The 18,422-nt window shown below is 66.7% G+C and carries 16 protein-coding genes and 1 pseudogene; 7 read left to right on the plus strand and 10 right to left on the minus strand.

What is annotated here, in order from left to right; translation table 11 throughout:
• Positions 1 to 5 precede the first annotated feature (5 nt).
• The 5 genes from L1087_RS00185 to L1087_RS00205 are packed head-to-tail and all read left to right on the plus strand — an operon-like array spanning position 6 to position 4,204.
• Positions 6 to 962, plus strand: coding sequence for a TRAP transporter substrate-binding protein (locus tag L1087_RS00185; RefSeq protein WP_135260526.1), 957 nt, complete (start codon positions 6 to 8; stop codon positions 960 to 962).
• Entirely contained in the window at positions 959 to 1,444 is a 486-nt protein-coding gene (locus tag L1087_RS00190) for a TRAP transporter small permease (RefSeq protein WP_038042614.1), read from the plus strand. The genes L1087_RS00185 and L1087_RS00190 overlap by 4 nt, the downstream gene beginning before the upstream one ends.
• Positions 1,441 to 2,742, plus strand: a complete 1,302-nt coding sequence (locus tag L1087_RS00195) for a TRAP transporter large permease (protein WP_234557094.1) — start codon at positions 1,441 to 1,443, stop codon at positions 2,740 to 2,742. Before L1087_RS00190 ends, L1087_RS00195 begins: the two co-directional genes overlap by 4 nt.
• 1 nt (position 2,743) lies before the next feature.
• The gene (locus L1087_RS00200) at positions 2,744 to 3,436 is read left to right on the plus strand and encodes an MBL fold metallo-hydrolase (protein ID WP_130842651.1); all 693 of its coding nucleotides are present in this window, start codon (positions 2,744 to 2,746) and stop codon (positions 3,434 to 3,436) included.
• Positions 3,437 to 3,451: 15 nt separating this feature from the next.
• Positions 3,452 to 4,204: a LamB/YcsF family protein gene (locus tag L1087_RS00205; protein WP_234557095.1), complete on the plus strand. Its 753-nt coding sequence runs from the start codon at positions 3,452 to 3,454 to the stop codon at positions 4,202 to 4,204.
• Here L1087_RS00205 and L1087_RS00210 read toward each other — a convergent pair.
• Both L1087_RS00210 and ppdK read right to left on the minus strand, forming a co-directional pair.
• Entirely contained in the window at positions 4,201 to 5,181 is a 981-nt protein-coding gene (locus L1087_RS00210) for a TAXI family TRAP transporter solute-binding subunit (protein ID WP_234557097.1), read from the minus strand. The two genes, L1087_RS00205 and L1087_RS00210, sit on opposite strands and share 4 nt — an antisense overlap.
• A gap of 76 nt (positions 5,182 to 5,257) precedes the next feature.
• Positions 5,258 to 7,858, minus strand: a complete 2,601-nt coding sequence (gene ppdK, locus L1087_RS00215; protein WP_234557099.1) for a pyruvate, phosphate dikinase — start codon at positions 7,856 to 7,858, stop codon at positions 5,258 to 5,260.
• Between the two features lie 100 nt (positions 7,859 to 7,958).
• Here ppdK and L1087_RS00220 point away from each other — a divergent pair.
• Together L1087_RS00220 and L1087_RS00225 are read left to right on the plus strand one after the other, a co-directional pair.
• Positions 7,959 to 8,207, plus strand: a pseudogene (locus tag L1087_RS00220) (MFS transporter); the annotation flags it as partial.
• Positions 8,208 to 8,373: 166 nt separating this feature from the next.
• The gene (locus L1087_RS00225) at positions 8,374 to 8,919 is read left to right on the plus strand and encodes a hypothetical protein (RefSeq protein WP_234557101.1); all 546 of its coding nucleotides are present in this window, start codon (positions 8,374 to 8,376) and stop codon (positions 8,917 to 8,919) included.
• A 443-nt stretch (positions 8,920 to 9,362) separates the two neighbouring features.
• On the opposite strand, the gene L1087_RS00230 is transcribed toward L1087_RS00225, so the two are convergent.
• The 8 genes from L1087_RS00230 to L1087_RS00265 all read right to left on the minus strand — a co-directional run bounded on the left by L1087_RS00230 (position 9,363) and on the right by L1087_RS00265 (position 18,382).
• Positions 9,363 to 10,931: a hypothetical protein gene (locus L1087_RS00230; RefSeq protein ID WP_234557103.1), complete on the minus strand. Its 1,569-nt coding sequence runs from the start codon at positions 10,929 to 10,931 to the stop codon at positions 9,363 to 9,365.
• Between the two features lie 636 nt (positions 10,932 to 11,567).
• Complete coding sequence (locus L1087_RS00235; RefSeq protein WP_038042628.1) at positions 11,568 to 11,984, minus strand: thioesterase family protein; 417 nt, start codon at positions 11,982 to 11,984, stop codon at positions 11,568 to 11,570.
• 3 nt (positions 11,985 to 11,987) lie between these two features.
• Positions 11,988 to 13,322, minus strand: coding sequence for a phenylacetate--CoA ligase family protein (locus L1087_RS00240; protein WP_234557105.1), 1,335 nt, complete (start codon positions 13,320 to 13,322; stop codon positions 11,988 to 11,990).
• Positions 13,322 to 13,750 (minus strand): hydroxyphenylacetyl-CoA thioesterase PaaI, encoded by a 429-nt coding sequence (gene paaI / locus L1087_RS00245; RefSeq protein WP_267964600.1) that lies wholly within the window; start codon positions 13,748 to 13,750, stop codon positions 13,322 to 13,324. Before paaI ends, L1087_RS00240 begins: the two co-directional genes overlap by 1 nt.
• A complete protein-coding gene (locus L1087_RS00250; RefSeq protein ID WP_234557107.1) occupies positions 13,747 to 14,478 on the minus strand; it encodes an ABC transporter ATP-binding protein in 732 nt (243 codons plus the stop codon). Before L1087_RS00250 ends, paaI begins: the two co-directional genes overlap by 4 nt.
• Entirely contained in the window at positions 14,475 to 16,229 is a 1,755-nt protein-coding gene (locus L1087_RS00255; RefSeq protein ID WP_234557108.1) for a branched-chain amino acid ABC transporter ATP-binding protein/permease, read from the minus strand. The genes L1087_RS00250 and L1087_RS00255 overlap by 4 nt, the downstream gene beginning before the upstream one ends.
• Positions 16,229 to 17,206, minus strand: coding sequence for a branched-chain amino acid ABC transporter permease (locus tag L1087_RS00260; RefSeq protein WP_038042634.1), 978 nt, complete (start codon positions 17,204 to 17,206; stop codon positions 16,229 to 16,231). Before L1087_RS00260 ends, L1087_RS00255 begins: the two co-directional genes overlap by 1 nt.
• A gap of 3 nt (positions 17,207 to 17,209) precedes the next feature.
• Positions 17,210 to 18,382: an ABC transporter substrate-binding protein gene (locus tag L1087_RS00265; protein ID WP_135260488.1), complete on the minus strand. Its 1,173-nt coding sequence runs from the start codon at positions 18,380 to 18,382 to the stop codon at positions 17,210 to 17,212.
• Between the last annotated feature and the right edge of the window lie 40 nt (positions 18,383 to 18,422).

Genomic DNA, 18,422 nt, shown 5'->3' on the forward strand with positions numbered 1-18,422 from the left:
TGCTCATGCGGCAAAGCCTTTTAGGGTTCCTCCTTCTCCTATCCGTAGCCCAGGCCCAGACCTGGAACATGGCCACTCCCTACCCGCCGGCCAACTTCCACACGCAAAACATCCTGCAGTTCGCCAAGGAGGTGGAGGAGGCCACAGGGGGCCGGCTCAAGATCACCGTCCACCCCGGGGGCTCCCTCTTCCCCCACCCCCAGATCCTGCCCGCGGTGAGGAACGGCCAGGTCCAAATGGGGGAGGTCCTCATGTCCCTCCTGGCCAACGAGAACCCCCTCTTCAACCTGGACTCCATCCCCTTCGTGGCCACAAGCTATGAGGAGGCCAGGAGGCTCTATCAGGCCCAGCGCCCGGAAGTGGAGAAGTGGCTGGCCCAAAGGGGCGTGGTCTTCCTTTACGCCGTGCCCTGGCCGCCCCAGGGGCTTTACACCAAACGGCCGGTGAACACCGCCCAGGACCTCAAGGGAATGCGCTTTAGGGCCTACAACCCCGCCACCGCCCGCCTGGCGGAACTCCTCGGCATGCAACCCGTGCAGGTGGAGGCGGCGGACATCCCCCAGGCCTTCGCCACCGGCATCGTGGAGGCCATGATCACCTCCCCGGTCACCGGGGTGGACAGCCAAGCCTGGGACTTCGCCCGCTACTTCTACGACCTCAAGGCCTGGATCCCCAAGAACATGGTGGTGATCGGACGCCGGGCCTTTGAAAGCCTCTCGCCCCAGGACCGGGAGGCCCTTCTGCAGGCTGCCCGGCGGGCGGAGGAGCGGGGCTGGCGCCTGAGCCAGGAGCAGGAGGAAAAGGCCATCCAGACCCTCGCTGCTAGGGGCATGCAGGTGGTCAAGCCCTCCTCTGCCCTCATGGCCGACCTGAAGAAGGTGGGCCAGACCATGATCCTGGAGTGGCAGCGGCAGGTGGGGGCCACGGGGGTCAAGGTCTACCGCCAGTACCTGGGGCGATGAGCCTGCTGGAAAGGGTTCTGGGGGCGGCCTTCCGCCTGGCGGAGTTCCTGGCCGCCCTCATGGGCCTCTTCATCCTCCTCGTCATCCTGGCCCAGGTGGTGGGGCGGTACCTGGGCCTCGTGGTGCCCTCCGCCTTGGAGGTGGCGGGGTTTGCCACCGCCGGGCTCATCTTCTTAGGCCTCGCCCCCACCCTGCGGGCCGGGGGGCACATCCGGGTAGGGCTTCTTCTGAAGCGGCTTCCCCCGAAGGCTAGACGCCTGGCCGAAGCCCTTAGCCTGGGCCTAGGCCTCCTGGGGGCCCTCTACGCCTCCTTGCAGATGTGGCTCCGGGTGGGGGAAAGCTACCGCTACGGCGACCTGGCCCCTGGGCTCCTGCCCCTTCCCCTTTGGCTGCCCCAAAGCTTCCTGGCCCTGGGCCTCAGCTTCTTCGCCTTAGCCCTGTTGGAGGCTTGGGTCCGGCTTCTCAAGGGGGTGGAGGGATGAGCCTTCTGGAGGTGGGGCTTTTTCTCGTCCTCTTGCTCTTCTTGCTGTTGGGCCTTGGGGTTTACGTGGGCCTGGCCCTCCTCCTGGTGGGGCTTTTCGCCCTGGCCTTCTTCACCTCCGCCCCCCCTGGCCCCAACCTGGCCAGCGCCCTTTGGACCAGCACCTCGGGCTGGAGCCTGGCGGCCTTGCCCCTCTTCATCTGGATGGGGGAGGTCCTCTACCGCTCCCGGCTCGCCCAGGGGCTTTTCCAGGGGCTTAGCCCCCTCCTCGCCCGGCTTCCTGGGGGGCTTCTCCACGTGAACGTGGTGGCCAGCGCCCTCTTCGCTGCGGTCATCGGCTCCTCCGCCGCCACCACCGCCACCGTGGGCCGCTTCACCCTGCCCGAGCTCCTAAGGCGGGGTTACCCTAAGCCCCTAGCCCTGGGATCCTTGGCGGGGGCGGGTACCCTGGGCTTCCTCATCCCCCCCAGCGTGGTCATGATCGTCTACGGGGTCATGGCCGAGGTTTCGGTGGCCCGGCTCTTCATGGCGGGCGTGGTGCCGGGAGTGGTCCTCACCCTCCTCTTCATGCTCCTCCTGGGCCTTCTGGCCCTGGCGCGGCGAAGGGAACTCCCCCAGGAACCCAAGCGGCCCTTGGGGGAAATCCTGAAGGGGCTTTTCGGCGTCCTGCCCGTTCTCCTTCTCATCCTTTTGGTCCTGGGCTCCATCTACCTGGGGGTGGCCACCCCCACAGAGGCCGCAGCGGTCGGGGTAGTGGGGGCTTTGCTCCTCGCCGCTTTGAACCGGGAGCTTTCCTTCCCCATGTTCCAGGAAAGCCTCCTGGGGGCGGTGCGCACGACCAGCATGATCGGCCTCATCCTGGCGGGGGCGGGGGTGCTCACCCTGGCCATGGGCTTCACCGGCATCCCCCGGGCCCTGGCCGCTTGGGCCGTGGAGGCGGGGATCACCCCGGTGCTCCTCATCGTCTTCTTGAGCCTGGTCTACATCGTGCTGGGCTGGTTTTTGGATGGCATCTCCATCGTGGTCCTCACCATCAGCGTCATCCTGCCGGTGGTGAAGGCCATCGGGGTGGACCCCTTGTGGTTCGGGGTCTACCTGGTGATCATGGTGGAGCTGGCCCAGATCACGCCGCCCGTGGGCTTCAACCTCTTCGTCATCCAGTCCCTCACCGGGGAGGACCTCTTCCAGATCGCCCGCTACACCCTGCCCTTCATGGGAGTGCTCCTCTTTATGGTGGTCCTCCTCCTGGCCTTCCCGGAGCTGGCCACCTGGCTTCCCCGGACCATGACGGGGGGATAAGGTGCGCATCCTTCCCGTCTGGAGCGGGTTCCCCGGGCGAAGCCACCGGGGCTACCTGGGGCTTTCCAGTGCCTACCTCGTCCTGGCTTCCAAAACGATCCTTTACGACACGCTGGGCTTTGGCGAACGGGAGGGGCTAGGGCAACGCCTTTCCGCCTTGGGCGTCCCCCTCGAGGCCGTGGAGGTGGTGGTCTTGAGCCACCTGCACTTCGACCACGCGGCCAACGTGGACCTTTTCCCCCAGGCGGAGGTGGTGGTCCATGAACGGGAGTTGGACCACGCGGAAAGAGTGGCGCAAAACCCCCGCCGTGACCCCGCTTGCCTCTACGTCCTCCTACCCCTTCTGGAACGCCTGCGGCTCAGGGCGGTGCGGGAGGAGGGGGAGCTTCTCCCGGGCCTACGGCTCCTCCACCTTCCAGGGCACACGCCAGGGCTTTTGGGCCTCGAGGTCCAGGGTGCCGGTGCCCTGGTAAGCGATGCGGTCAAAAGCCGCTTCGACCTCGAGGGGCCACCAGCCCTCCCTTGCGTGGACCCCGAGGAAGCCCTGAGGAGCCGCCTGCGGGTCCTAAAGCATCCCCGCATCTTCCCGGGCCACGACGTGCCCCTGGTGCGCATCGGAAACCGCTTTGTTCCCGAGGGCATGGCCGAACTCCACCTGTTCTACGGGGAGCAGGAGGCAAGGTTTATCCTGTGAACCAGGAGGTGCTCCATGCGAATAGACCTCAACGCCGATGCCGGAGAGTCCTACGGGGTCTTTACCTACGGCCATGACCGGGAGATCTTTCCCCTGGTGACCTCGGTCAACCTGGCCTCTGGCTTCCACGGGGGAAGCCCAGGCCGGATGCGGGAGGCGGTGGCCCTGGCCAAGGCCTACGGGGTGGCGGTGGGAGCCCACCCGGGCTTTCCCGACCTGGTGGGCTTTGGCCGCCGGGAGATGGCCCTTGCCCCTGAGGAGGTGTACGCGGACGTGCTTTACCAGATCGGGGCCCTCCACGCCTTCCTCAAGGCGGAGGGCCTAAGGCTCCACCACGTGAAGCCCCACGGGGCGCTTTACCTCAAGGCCTGCCGCGACCGGGAAACGGCGCGGGCCATCGCCGAGGCGGTGAAGGCCTTTGACCCCGAGGTGCCCCTGGTGGTCCTCCCCGGCACGGTGTACGAGGAGGAGGCCAGACGGGCGGGCCTGAGGGTGGTCCTCGAGGCCTTCCCCGAAAGGGCCTACCTGCGAAGCGGCCAGCTCGCCCCCCGCTCCCTGCCAGGAAGCTGGATCACCGATCCCCAAGAGGCCGCCCGCAGGGCCCTGAGGATGGTCCTGGAAGGCCGGGTGGAGGCCCTGGACGGAGGGGAAGTGGAGGTCCGGGCAGAAACCCTCTGCATCCACGGGGATAACCCCCGGGGGCCCGAGGTGGCCCAGGCGGTAAGGAAGGCCCTGGAGGAAGCCGGGGTGGAGATCCGGGCCTTTTAGCGCCACACTCCCCGCTCCCGGAAGTAACGGACCGCCCCCTCGTGGTAGGGCACCTTGCCCCCGCGGGAGCGCACCGCATTTTCCAAGGTGGTGTCCCGGGCCGGGGCCACGGCGGCATACAAGCCCTGCAAGTTTTCAAAGACCGCCTTGACCATGGCGTAGGCCACCTCCTCCGGAAGGCTCGCCGGGCAAACGAAGGCGTTCCAGAAGGTGAGGGTGGGGGTGTCGTACCGGGTGTTGTAGACGCCCTTGGGGATAACCCCGGTGTCCACCACGCCGGGAAAACGCCGCATAAGCACCTGCACCGGGGTGCTCTCCTTCGGCAAGGGCACAAGGAAAAGCCGCTTTCCCTTGCGGGCCAGGCTACCTGCGAGCTCCAGGATGCTCCCCGTGGGCAAACCCCCGGACCAGAAGAAAGCATCCAGATTGCCCTCGGAAAGCATCTGGGCGCTCTCGGCTACCCGTACCCGCTCCCACTTGGCAAAGTGAAGCCTGGGGTCAAACCCGGGGATGGCCGCGGCCATCAGGGTCCGGGCCTCATACTCGATGATGCCCCCCGCCACCTCCGTGGACACCCGTTTGCCCCGCAGGTCCTGAAGGACCCGGATGCCGCTGTCCTCCGTGGTCACCACGTGAAAGTAGTTGGGGTACATGGTAAAGAGGATGCGCAGGGGAGCGGGCCTGCCCTGGAAGCGCTCTTCCCCCTGGTAGGCCATGAGGGCCGCGTCCGGGAGCACGGTGCCGCAGTAGTACACCCCCCTTGCCGGGTCCGTGCGGTCCCGCAGGAGCATGAGGTTCTCGATGGAGCCCCCGGACTGCATGGCCTGGGCCTGGACTACCCCCGCTTTGTTGAGGATCTCCGCCACCGCGGTGCCGTAATAGAAGTAAACGCCGCCTACGCCGCCGGTACCGATGAGCACCTGGGGCTTTTGCGCCAGGGCCATCCCCAGTCCAACGACCACGACCAGCCAACGCATGGTTCACCTCCGGAGTACGCCTAGAGGCTACACGCTGGCAGGTCGCGGCGCAACCCCTCCCCTGGGGCTCGGGGCCCTAGCCCGGAACCGTCCTCGAGGCCCGCATCCCCGCCTGGGCCGCGGCCAGGCGGGCGGTAAGCACCCGGAAGGGGCTTGCCGAGGTGTAGTCCAGGAGGTCGGCCACGAACTGCACGCTCCTGGCCTCCCCTCCATGCTCCCCGCAAAGGCCGAGCTTCAGCCTGGGGTTGGCCCGCCTGCCCTCCTCCACCGCCAGCCGAAGCAGCCTCCCCACCCCCTTTTCGTCCAGACGCTCCGTGGGGTCAAAGGGGAAAAGGCCCTCCTCCACGTAGCGGGGGAGGAACTTCCCGGCGTCGTCCCGGGACAGGCCAAAGGCCATCTGGGTGAGGTCGTTGGTGCCGAAGCTGAAGAAGTCCACCAGGGGGGCGATCTCCGCCGCCAGAAGCGCCGCCCGCGGGGTTTCGATCATGGTGCCGAAGGGGATGGGGCCGTACTCCTGGAAGAGTTCCTCGGCCAGGGCCTTGGCCCGTTCCACCTCCTTGGGGTCGGCCACCAGGGGCACCATCACCTCGGGGCGGGGGTCAAAGCCCTCCTCCTTAAGCTCCTTGGCCGCCTCCAGAAGCGCCCTTAGCTGCATGCGGAAGATGGCCGGGCGCAGGAGGAGGAGCCGCACACCGCGGAAGCCCAGCATGGGGTTCTGCTCGTGGAGGGCTTTGGCCCTCTCCAAAAGGGCTTGGGCCTCCTCGTCCCCGGCGCGGGCCTTCCCCTCGAGGTCCGGCAAGGGGGGCAGGAACTCGTGCAGGGGCGGGTCCAAAAGGCGCACGGTGACGGGCAGGCCGTCCATGGCCTTGAGGATCTCCTTGAAGTCTTGCTTCTGGAAAGCGAAGAGCCTCTCCAAGGCCTCCGCCTCCTCCTCGGGCGTGCGGGCCAGGATCAGGCGGCGCACCCAGGGGATGCGCTCCTCATGGAAGAACATGTGTTCGGTGCGGCAAAGCCCGATGCCCTCCGCGCCGAAGCCCCGGGCCCTCTGGGCGTCCTCGGGGGTGTCGGCGTTGGCCCTCACCCCCAGGCGGCGGTGCGGCTCGGCCCAAGCCAGGAGCTCCTGCAAAAGGGCCTCGCCTGCGGACTCCACCAAGGCCACCGCCCCCAGGTACACCTCCCCGGTGCTGCCGTCGATGGTGAGGACCTCCCCCTCCTTGAACTCCAAGCCCCCCACCTGGGCCCTCCCCTCCTCGGGGTACACCCTAAGGGCCTCGGCCCCCACCACCGCGGGCACCCCCAGGCCCCGGGCCACCACGGCCGCGTGGGAGGTGAGGCCGCCCCTGGCAGTCAGAATGCCCCGGGACAGGTACATGCCGGTGATGTCCTCGGGGGTGGTCTCGGGGCGGACCAGGATGGTGGGCAGGCCTTGGGCGTTGAAGCGCTCCGCGGCCTCGTTGCTGAAGACCGCATGGCCCACGGCGGCCCCCGGGCTGGCGGGAAGCCCCTTAAGGATGGGCTCAGGGGCCCGGTCCCGGTCCACCGCGGGCCGGAGGAGGCCGGGGAGGGCGTTGGCCTCTACCCGCAAGACGGCTTCCTCCCGGGTGATGAGCCCCTCCTTGGCCATCTCCACCGCGATTTTCACCGCCGCCTGGGCGGTGCGCTTGCCCGAGCGGGTTTGGAGCAGGTAAAGCTTCCCCCGCTCCACGGTGAACTCGAAATCCTGCATGTCCCGGAAGTGGCGCTCCAGAAGGGCGGCCACTTCCTGCAGCTCCCGGTAGAGTTCGGGAGCATAGTCCAGAAGGCGCTCCAGGGGCTCTGGGGTGCGGATGCCCGCCACCACGTCCTCCCCTTGGGCGTTCCTCAGGTACTCCCCGTAAAGCCCCCTTTCCCCCGTGGCCGGGTTGCGGGTAAAGCCCACCCCTGTGCCGGAGTCCTCCCCCAGGTTGCCGAAGACCATGGCCTGGACCACCACCGCCGTCCCCAGGTCCTCGGGGATGCCGTAAATGCGGCGGTAGGTCCTGGCCCTGGGGTTTTGCCAGCTGCGGAAGACCGCCAGGATGGCCCCTTGGAGCTGGTCCCAGGGATCCATGGGAAAGGGGGTGCCCCGGGCCTCGAGGTGGCGCAGGTACTGGAAGCTGAGTTCTTCCAGGTCCTCGGGGGAAAGCTCGGCATCGGAGGCCACCCCCCGGCGCTCCTTGAGGGCGGAAAGCTTCTCCTCAAAGACCTCCGCCTTCTCCCCCAAGACCACCTCCCCGTACATGGCGAGGAGGCGGCGGAAGGCGTCCCAGGCAAAGCGGGGGTTGCCCGTGGCCCGGGCGAGGGCCTGGACCCCCTCGAGGTTCAGGCCCAAGTTCAGGATGGTGTCCATCATGCCGGGCATGGACACCGGGGCCCCGCTGCGCACGGAAACAAGGAGGGGAGGGGTAGCCCCCTCCCCGTGGCCGAAGCGCTTGCCCGTTAGGCCCTCGAGGGCCGAAAGCTTGGCCCTGACCTCCTCCCACAGCCCCGGCACCGCCCCCTCCCTGAGGAAGCGGCGGCAGGCTTCCGTGGTGATGATGAGGGCCGGGGGAACAGGGAGCCCGGCTTGGGCCATCTCCGCAAGCCCGTACCCTTTACCGCCCAAAAGGTCCCGGGAAAGCCCCCGGGCCTCCGAGAGAAGGTACACACGCGTGTTCACCCTCTGAGTTTTTCCCAGAGCATGGAAGCATGGAAAGGTGTAGTCTTCCGAAGGCTACACCGCTTTTCTCCCTACACCGCCCGCGGGGTAGGCTGTCCCCGTGGACCCCCGCCTGCTGGCCCTCCTTTCCGGCGTGCTTTTGGGCACGGTGAGCGAAAGCAGCCTGGCCCCTGCCCTCCCCCTCCTGGCCCGCGTCCACCACGTGGGGCCAGAAGCGGCCCAGGGAGCGGTGTCCCTGGGCCTTCTGGGCGCGGCCTTGGCGTACCTGCCCGTGGCCGGGTTGGCGAGCCGCATAGGAGCCCAGCGCCTGTTCCGGCTGGGTTTGGTGCTGCACGGGGCTTTGGCCCTTACGGAAGAAAGACGCTGCTAGGGGTAGCGCATAGCCAAGGAGACAAAGATGCTCGTGATTAGAGGCGCAAGCCAGCGAGCCCCCCTCTTGCTTGGGGAGTTAAGGGATATGTAAGGACGCCCCGGTAGCCTCAAAGATGGGGTAGATACCCCAAAGGAGGTTGGTCATGCAAAGGATGGTGAGGCTTGCGATTTTGGCCGCGCTTCTCGCTGCGTGCAGCATCCCCTTCAACTACACCATCAACGTGGTGCAGTACTTGGAGGCGGAAGGTACCTTCCAGGTGGGCGCGGGTGGCATCAGCCCCAACCCCAAGACGGTGGGCCCAGTGCAGGTAACCTGGGACCCGGACCCACGGGTGACCGTTGCTGGGGCTACCCTGAACTTCAAAGTGTGCTTCACCTCGCTGACACCGGGGGCATCCTTCAGCGGGGATCTTTCCTACGCTGCCTATCTCGGAGGGAATGATGCAACTCTTTTCCAGGAATCCAACAAAGTAGCCCAGGGCACCAGAGACATCGCTGGCCTTAGCAATGGGCAGGTGTGCACTGAAGGACAAGCTTCATTGACGGAAAGCCAGTTGGCGGCCATACGCAGCGGAACCTTTTTCGTCGGGGCCAGAATCTCTGGGACTGCCATAAGCAACCAGGAGGCCACCATTCGCTACCGGGCAGAGGTTTTCGATCTTCGGATTTCTGGTTCGGTGCGGCCCTAAGTGCCCATGCCCGAAGGCTGCCCCATCGGCCCTTGCCGATGGGGCTTGCCCGTGGTCTTTGCCTGGGCCCATCGGGGGCCGAGGGATTTCCGATGGGAGCCGGGGCTGTAGCTTGAGGTAGTGGCCCCTCCTTATGCCGAAGGCTTCCCCGGGTGGGGGGTCAAGATCCAGACTGCGCCCGTGACGAAACCGTCGCCGGAGCAGTAGAGGGTAGAGCAATCGTCTTCCTGGTTAGAGGGGAGATAGAGCCTGAGGAAGGACTCTGAGCAGATCCCCTCCGCCAGCGAGGTATGCCCGTACCTGAGCACCCCGTCGTGGCTTGCGCCACGACGGGGGCCCCAAAGAGGCCATGAGCACGCCGCTTTGGCCTTGGCCAGTGGGGCAACCTTTGCGTGCGGGTACTTAACCCGTCGCTTCTACACGGTACCACCCCTCCCCTGGACCTAGCGGAGTCTAGCCAGGAAGCCTTTCCCATCTAGCTGTCCGCCCACATACAGCTCGTTTCCATGACGCAGGATAAACTCTACATCATCCGCCGAGGTCCCGGTCTGGCCCAGGACCACGGTTCTCCGCCTGCTAAGCCCGTCCTGCCCCCACGACTGCGGGGGGCTTTCCTCAGGAGCGCCCACTTGGAGAAGTAGCCTGCCCCCCTCATTTCGCCAGTCGGCGTTCACCACCCCTCCGTCCACAAAGGCCGCAAAAAAGTAAGTGTTCAGGTTGTTCAAGTGCGCCGAGTTTGGCGGGGGTGCGAGCGGCTGGCCCGTTTCCGTATTCAGGAAGGGGACGGACCACCAATACCACGACTTAAATGCCAGCCGCTGCGCCCCCTCATCCACATCAAAGGCCCTGGCTGCGTAGGCTAGAGCGCGGCAGGGGGTGGTCAAACGGCAGGAGGAGGGACTACCCCAATAGAAATACCAACCGGATGGCGTGTGATCGCCCTTCCAAAACCAGGCGAGGCCCAGGTCAGAACCCCGCAGGCGGAGCACGGTTGCCGCTCCGCTCACGTGGAAAACTTCCGTCGGGCGACCGTCTCTGATCTCGGTCTCAAACCACGCTTTTTGCTGCCTGGAAAGGAGCACGTAGAGGCGGTCTCCCACGAGGCGCATCCCCGCGGGGGCGGAGTTCAGGGCCACATTAGCATCTGAATCCTGGCAAGCGCTGTCCTCCCCTGCTTGCTCGGCGGTGGCCTGGTAGGAAGCCTGGAGGCTCCCCCTCATGTCGTACCGGTCCACGAAGGCCCTAAACCCCTCTTTGCTACCGCCGCAAAGGTCTGTTCGGTAGAGGCCGCCCCCCACGTAGAGGTTCTGGCCGTCCGCGGCCAGGGCCGTGACCAACCCGCGGGCTTGGAGGGAGAATCCCGTGGGGGCCCCGTCCCGGTAGGCCTTAACCTGAGAGGGACCGTAACCCCCTGGGGTGGCTGCCAAGTAGAGGTTCCCTGCGGGGTCTAGGGTGGAAGCGATAAAGCCCCACGCCGCCGTACCCGATTCCCGCACCCACCACAAGGGAGTTCCGTCCTTTCGCAGGCACCAGGCCAGGGGATCGCGATCGGCCCCGTAAGTCCCCCCCACGGCGCACACCATCCCCTGGTTGGCCGCCCCCTCCCAGAAAACGCTGGGCTCGGGGAAGACTTGGAGCCACAAGGGATCCACGCGCCTTATGCTGTAGGGATTGCTATTACCCAAAACGTTCGCCCCCACCCGCGCCCGGAACGTCACATACGCCCTCTGGGAAAGCACGGCAAAGTCCAAACCCCTGGGCCAGAGCCCCGCCACCTCAGCAGAGGCCTGGTACCCGCCTTGGTCCGGGGTCAGCGCAAACGCGCCACCATCCTGCCAGTCCGTGGAGGGCACGAGCCGATTTCCATCCCAGGTGGAAAAGCGATACTCAAGCCGGACCTCCCCGGGGGGAGGACCACCTTCCACCCGGAGGAAGCCGCGAATGGGAACGGCATTGGGCAACGCTGCAAACGCCTGGCTGTTGGCGTTGTTGTCAAAGGCAAAGGTGTACATGGGAGCCCGTAGGTTGGCCTGCAGGGAAACCTCAAGCTCAGGGGAGGAAGTTGCTCCGCCGCACCTCACTCCCACCTTGAGGCTCACGGTCCCTAAGGGAGCATCGGGTGCCACCGATAGGGTAACGACCTTTTCTACGCGACCCCTTGGCGGTATTTGAAGGGTTGTCCTTGTCGGACTCAAGCGCAGCCAGGAGGGAGGCTGCTGTCCCTGGAGCACACTCAACTCCACCTCCCCCTGGAACCCCCTCTCGGAAACCAAAGCCAGGGTAAGAAGGAGCGTTTGGCCCTGGTAAAGATCCGGGTTGCTGGGCTCTACCCCTGCGAGCCGAAGGTCACCGCAAGCCCCAGCGTTCCCTCCACCAGAACCCCCCGAGCCTCCGCATGCCGAAAGGAGGAGGGAAAGGAGAAGGCCTAAGGTCCAAATAGCCCTAAGCATGCCGCAGATCACCTCCCACCTCTCACAGTAGCCCTCCCCCCTTACAAGGGCCTTACAGACCAAACCGGCACCTCTCCCCCAGCCTTGGGAGGTATCCCATTGCAACGACCTCCACGGCCCCTATTGGGATGCGGAAAAACCCTTTGCGACCCCACCCCGAGGCACCGCCCATCCTTGAAGGGCAACGCCCCGCAGGCCCTACTCCCCGGCCCTCCAGCGCTCCCTAAGCCGGGCGAAGATCTCCGCCACCTTGGCCTTGGGCAGGATCACCTGCTCCGTGCGCCCCCGGCCGATCAGGTCCCCCAGCTCGTTGTAGGCCACCATGCTGGCGTGCACCCGGTTTCCCTCGGTGCCCTCGTGCCGGGCCACGATCCGCACCCGCATCCCCGGCAGGGCCGAGGCCAGGTGGCGCACCTCCACGTAGCTGCCGATCCCCTCCTCCCCTTCCTCCAAAAAGGGAAGGATGATCTTGCGCCCGGCCAACTCCATGTGCTTGGCCATCCAGTAGGTGGCGTAGACCGGGTGCACGGGGCCGAGCTCCTCGAAGTCCACGGTCATCGCCTCGGTGACCACGGTTTCGAACGTGGCCTCAAACCCGATGGGGATAGGGCGCATGGTCTACTTCCTCAGGTCCAACACCCGGCGGAGCTTGCCCCCCTCGCTCCTGGGGGCCTCCCCGGGGGCCAGGAGGGTGACCCGCATGCTCACGCCGATGGTGTCCTTGATCTTGTGGGCCACCTTCTCCCGGAGGGCGTGGAGGCGGTGGTCCGCCTCGATGACCTCGTCGGAAAGGGCTTTGCGCCCGATCTCCTGGAAGAAGGCCTCGGAAACCTCCACCTTGAGCTCGGCCTCGTCCAGGGTGCCCTCCCGCCGCACCACGATCTGGTAGTAGGGCTCCACCTCGGGAATGCCCAGGAGGACCGCCTCCACCTGCGTGGGGTAGACGTTCACCCCGCGGATGATGAGCATGTCGTCGGTGCGGCCCAGGATGGGGCCCATGCGCACGTGGGTGCGGCCGCAGGAGCAGGCCTCGTAGGTGAGGAAGGTGAGGTCCCCGGTCCAGTACCGCAAAAGGGGCATGGCCTCCTTGGTGAGGGTGGTGAAGACCAAGACCCCCACCTTGCCCTCCGGGAGGGGCTCCCCCGTGTCCGGGTCCACCACCTCGGGGAGGAAGTGGTCCTCCCAGATGTGGCTTCCCTGGCGCTCCTCCACGCACTCGTTGGCCACCCCGGGACCGATGATCTCCGAGAGGCCGTAGATGTTGGTGCTCCTCACCCCAAGCCCCTCGTCCACCTGCTTCCGGATGGCCTCGGTCCAGGGCTCAGCGCCCAGCACGGCGTATTCCAAGGATAGCTCCTCCGGGGAAACCCCCCGCTTCCGGAACTCCTCCGCCAGGGTCTGGGCGTAGGAAGGGGTGCAGGAGATGACCTCGGGGCGGAAGTCTTGGATGAGCATGAGCTGGCGCTCGGTCATGCCGCCGGAGACCGGCACCACCGTCATCCCCAGGGCCTCGGCCCCTGCGTGCAGGCCCAAGCCCCCGGTGAAGAGGCCGTAGCCGTAGGCGTTGTGGAGCATCATCCCCGGCTTAGCCCCCGCCGCCGCCAGGGAGCGGGCCACCACCTCGGCGAAAATCTGCAGGTCCTTCTTGGTGTAGCCCACCACCGTGGGCTTGCCGGTGGTGCCGCTACTGGCATGGATGCGGGCTACCTCCTCCCGGGGCACGGCGAAGAGGCCGAAGGGATAGTTCTCCCGGAGGTGGTCCTTCCGGGTGAAGGGGAGCCGGGGCAGGTCCTCGAGGGTCCGCACCCCCTTGGGGTCCACCCCCGCTTCGTCCAGAAGCCTGCGGTAAAAGGGCACCCGCTCGTACACATAGGCCACCACGGCCCTAAGCCTTTCCTCCTGCAAACCCCTAAGCCTTTCCCTGGACAGGGTTTCCAATTCCGGTTGGTACATCATCCCTCCTCCTCCCATCCAGAGTTCTGCCCGGAAGGTACCCCTTCCCCTGCACCGGGAAAAGCATCCCCTCCCAGGCGAAACACCGTTCCCGTGAATAAGGCCACCAGTTTCCCCTCGGACACCACCTCCACCCGGTAGGTGGCGGTGCGCCGGGAGAGGTTCACCTCCTTGGCCCTAGCCTCCACCCAGGCCCCGGCGGTCGCGGGACGGAAGTAGTCCATGCGGCAGGAGAGGGCCACCGCCGGCCCCCGGGCGTTGGAGGCCAGGGCGAAGGCGCTGTCCGCCAGGGTGTAGAGGAAGCCCCCGTGGGCGGTGCCGTGGAGGTTCAGGTGGCTCTCCCCCACCACCCCGGCCACCACCGCCTCCCCCGGGGCCAGGTGCCGGACCTCGAGGCCCAAAGCCGCCATGAAGGGATCGGGCCTCATCCCTCCTCCACCTCCCGGGAGAGGCCCAGGTAGGCCTCCACCACCTTGGGGTCCTGGCGCAGGGCCTCCGCCGGGCCCTCCAAGGCCACCTCCCCCGCCTCCAGCACCAGCCCCCAGTCGGCCAGGGCCAGGGCCACCTTGGCGTTTTGCTCCACCAGGAGCAGGGTGGTGCCCTCCCGCTTCAGCTCCCCCAGGATGCGGTAGATCTCCCGCACCATCAGGGGGGCCAGGCCCAAGGAGGGCTCGTCCAGAAGCAGGATCCGGGGCCTGGCCATGAGGGCCCGGCCGATGGCCAGCATCTGCTGCTCCCCCCCCGAAAGGGTGCCCGCGGGCTGCCGCCTGCGCTCCAAAAGCCGGGGGAAAAGGGCATAGACCCGCTCCAGGTCGGGCCGGAGGTGCTGCCGCTTGCGGAAGCGGTGGAACCCCCCCAGGAGGAGGTTGTCCTCCACGGAAAGCCCGGGGAAGAGGGCCCGGCCCTCCGGCACCAGCACCAGACCCCGGGAAAGAAGGGCCTCCGGGCTTCGCCCCCGCACCTCCTCCCCGTCCAGGAAGACCTTCCCCTCCGCCTGGGCCAGGCCCAAGAGCCCCCTCAGCACGCTGGTCTTCCCCGCCCCGTTGGGGCCGATGAGGGTAAGGGCCTCCCCCTCCCTCAGGGAGAAACTGACCTCCCGCACCGCCTCGAGGGGCCCGTAGCGCACGGTGAGACCCTGAACGGAAAGGAGACTCATGCCACCTCCTCCTCTCCCAGGTAGGCCGCCCGGACCAAGGGGTTGCGCTGCACCTCCCGGGGCGTGCCCTCGGCGATCTTCTCGCCGTAGTTCATCACCACCACCCGGTCCGCCAGGCCCATGATCAGGTCCATGTCGTGGTCCACGATGAGCACCGTGTAGCCCTCCCTGGCCAAGGAGCGGAGGAGGGAGGCAAGCTCCCGCTTCTCCTGGGCCCTGAGCCCCGCGGCCGGCTCATCCAGGAGGAGTACCTCGGCCCCTGAGGCCAGGAGCCGGGCGATCTCCAAGAGGCGCTGCTGTCCCACGGAAAGGCGCTCCGCCCGCTCCAGGGCCAAGGACTCCAGGCCCACCCGCCTGAGGGCCCCGTAGGCGGTGGCCAGGGCCCGCTCCTCCTCCTGGCGGTGCAGGCCCAAAAGCACCTGGGGGAAGCCCGCCCGGGTCCGGGCGAAGGTGCCCAAGGCAGCGTTTTCCAGCACGGTGAGCTCCGGAAAGAGGTGGGGGTGCTGGAAGGTGCGGCCCAGGCCCAGAAGGTGCACCCGGTGAGGCGGGAGGCCGGTGACCTCCCGCCCGAAGAGGAAGACCCTCCCTCCATCGGGCACCAAGGTGCCGGTGATCAGGTTGAAGAGGGTGGTCTTGCCCGCCCCGTTGGGGCCGATCAAGGCCAGGATCTCCCCCCGCTTCAGGTCGAAGGAAACCCCTGCCACCGCCATCAGTCCCCCGAAGGACTTCTGCAGGTCCTGGACCTCCAGAACCACCTCACCCCGGGGGCCTTCGGGGCTCTTGAGGGGAAGGGGTTCCGCCTTGGGTAGCCCTGGGTCCCGGCTCGGCAGATACCGCTCCACCATGGGCCAGAGGCCCTTGGGGGCCAGGATGAGGATCAGGGCCAGAATAAGGCCATAGCCGATGGTCTCGTAGTTGCCCTGCCGCCCCAAGAGGAGGGGCAGGAGGTCCTTTAACCAGTCCTCGAGGCCGGTGAAAAAGGCCGCCCCCAGCATCACCCCGGGGATGCTCCCCACGCCCCCGGCCACGGCCATCACCAGGTACTTGATGGAGGCCTCCAGGGAAAAGGGCGTGGGATTGACGAAACGCAGGAAGTGGGCGTACAGGAAACCCGCCAGGCCGGCTATGACCCCTGAGAGCAAAAAGGCTTTGAGCCTGAGGGCTGCCGGGTCCACGCCGAAGCTGGCCGCCGCCAGGGCATCCCCCCTCAGGGCCAGAAGGGCCCGCCCAATACGGCTTTGGCGCAGGTTGTAAAGGGCCAGGACCAGGAAGACCAGGAGGAAAAGGGTGAGGAAGGCGTAGCGGAAGCCGGTGTCCAGGGAAATGCCGAAGAGGTGGATCGGGGGAAGATCCGTAAGCCCCGTATGCCCCCCGGTGAGCCCCACCAGGTTCCCCGCCAGGATGTACAGGGCCACCTGCCAGGCGATGGTGGAAAGAGGGAGAAAGTGCCCCTTTAGCCGTACCGTAAGGGCACCCAGGAGCAAAGCCAACAGAAGGGCGGAAAGGAGCCCAGCCCCAAGCCCAAGCCAAGGGGAAAGCCCAACCTTGACCGTGAGGAGGGCGGTGGCATAGGCCCCCATCCCCATGAAGGCCGCCTGGGCAAAGCTGGTCATGCCCGCCAGGCCGGTGAGCACGTAGAGGGAAAGGGCCACCATGGCGGAAAGGGCGAAGAAGTTCAGGAGGGTGAGGTAGTAGGGGAAGGGAAACAGGGCCAGGGGCAACAGCAGCAACAAAAACCAGAGGTAGCGCATCACTCCTCCACCGCTCGCGCCCGCAGGCTCTGGTAGAAGAGAGCGGGCACCAAGAGCAGGAAGACCAAAGCCTCCTTGTAGGCGCTGGCGTAGAAGCTGGTGAAGCTCTCAAAGAAGCCCACAAGGAGGGCTCCCAAAAAGGCCACCGGGTAGCTGGCAAGCCCTCCCAGGATGGCGGCCACGAACCCTTTAAGCCCCAGCATGAAGCCCATGAAGTAGGCGGCGTTGATGAGGGGGGCCAAGAGAAGCCCGGAAAAAGCCGCCAAGAGGCTAGCGATGCCGAAGGCCACCATCCCCGCTTCCTCCGGGTGTATCCCCAATAGCCTGGCCCCAAGCCGGTTCTCCGCCGCCGCCAACAGCGCCTTGCCGAAAAGGGAGAAGCGGAAGAAGAGGTAAAGGACCATCAGGCTCAAAGCGGCGAAGAGGAGGACCAGAACCCCCTGCCAGGAGAGGCCCACCACCACCTCCCCCGCAAGGAGAGGGGCGGGACGGAACTGCTCGGGGCCAAAGAAGACCAGGCCCAGCCCCTGGTAGGCCACGTGGAGGCCCACGGCCATGATGAGGAGGGAAAGCACCGTGGCCCCCCGCATGGGCTGGAAGAAGACCCGGTAGGTGGCCACCCCCAGGTACACCACGAGGAGCACCGCCGCCAGATAGGCCAAGGGAGGAACCCCTTTAGCTAGAAGAAAGAGGAGGAAAAGCCCCACCCCGCCCGCAAGGGGCAGAAGGACCCCCCGGCCCCGGGCCATGAGGGCCCAAGCCCCTCCCAGGGCCAGGGCCAGCCACAGGGTACCGGGGAGCTTGCCCTCGAGGAGCCACACCAGGGAAAGGGGGGCGAACATCAGAAGCTCCCCGATGGGCACCAGGATCACCCGGGTAACCGCGAAGACCAAGACCAGGGAGAGGGCTAGAAGGCCGTAGATTACCCCGTTTTGCAACCCGTCCAAGAGGAGGAAGCTGAGGATGGTGGCGTCCATGGCTTAGCGGAAGGTGCGTTCCAGCTTCCAGCGGCCTCCCTCGATCCGCACCATCACCGCGGCATCCTCAAAGCGCAGGCCCAGGTGGTCCTCCCGGCTGAAGGTGAAGACCCCGTGGGTGGCCACCAGGTTCCGGGTGGCCTCGATTTCGTCCCGAAGGGCGCTGCGGAAGGCGGCGAGGTCCTTGGACGGGTCAGCCCGCTTCAGGGCCCTCTCCAGGGCGGGCTTGAGGATGAGCCAAGCATCCCAAGCGTGGGCACCGAAGGTGGAGTAGCTACCGATGCCGTACTTGGCCTCGTAGCGCTGGATGTAGTCCAGGGCTACCCGCTTGGTGGGGTAGGCGGAGGGCAACTGCTCCGCCACCAGGATGGGCCCTGCGGGCAGCAAGGTGCCCTCCACGTCCTTGCCCCCCACCCGCAGGAAGTCGGGGTTGGCCACCCCGTGGGTCTGGTAGATGAGCCCGGCGTAGCCTCGCTCCTTCAGGGTGCGCTGGGGAAGAACCGCCGGGGTGCCGCTCGCCCCCACCAAGACGGCGTCGGGCCTGCGGGCGATGATCCTGAGCACCTGGCCCGTCACCGAGGTGTCCGTGCGGGCGTAGCGCTCGCTGGCCACCACCTGCAGGCCCTTGGCCCGGGCCTCCGCCTCAAAGAAGCGGGCCCAGCCCTCCCCGTAGGCGTCGTTAAAGCCGATGTAGGCCACGGTCTTCACGCCCCTGGCCACCATGTCCGCCACGATGGCCCGGGCCATGAGCTCCTCCGTCTGCGGGGTTTTGAAGACCCAGAAGCGCTGGGCGTCCACGGGATGGATGATGTCCTTACTGGCCGCCAGGGAGATCATGGGCACCTTGGCCTCGGCCACCACGGGGATCATGCCCAAGGAGGCCGGGGTGGTGGTGGTGCCCACGATGGCCACCACTCCCTCCTCCACCAGGCGGCGGGTATTCCGCACCGCCTGGGTGGTATCCGAGGCATCGTCCAGGATCACGAACTGCACCTTGCGCCCGGCCACGCCCCCCGTGCGGTCCAGCATCTCCTGGAGCATGAGGAAGGTGTTCCGCTCAGGGATGCCCAAGGAGGCGGCGGGGCCGGTGGCCGAAACCACCACACCCACCTTGAGAGCCTCCTGGGCCAGGGCCGAAAGGCCTAAAAGCAACAGGGCTACCAACCAGCGCTTCATCTTCTTCCCCTCCTTCTCTTCATTCCCACCGGGCGAGACC

Origin of the sequence: Thermus tengchongensis, from assembly GCF_021462405.1 — a bacterium.
Taxonomy (GTDB): domain Bacteria; phylum Deinococcota; class Deinococci; order Deinococcales; family Thermaceae; genus Thermus; species Thermus tengchongensis.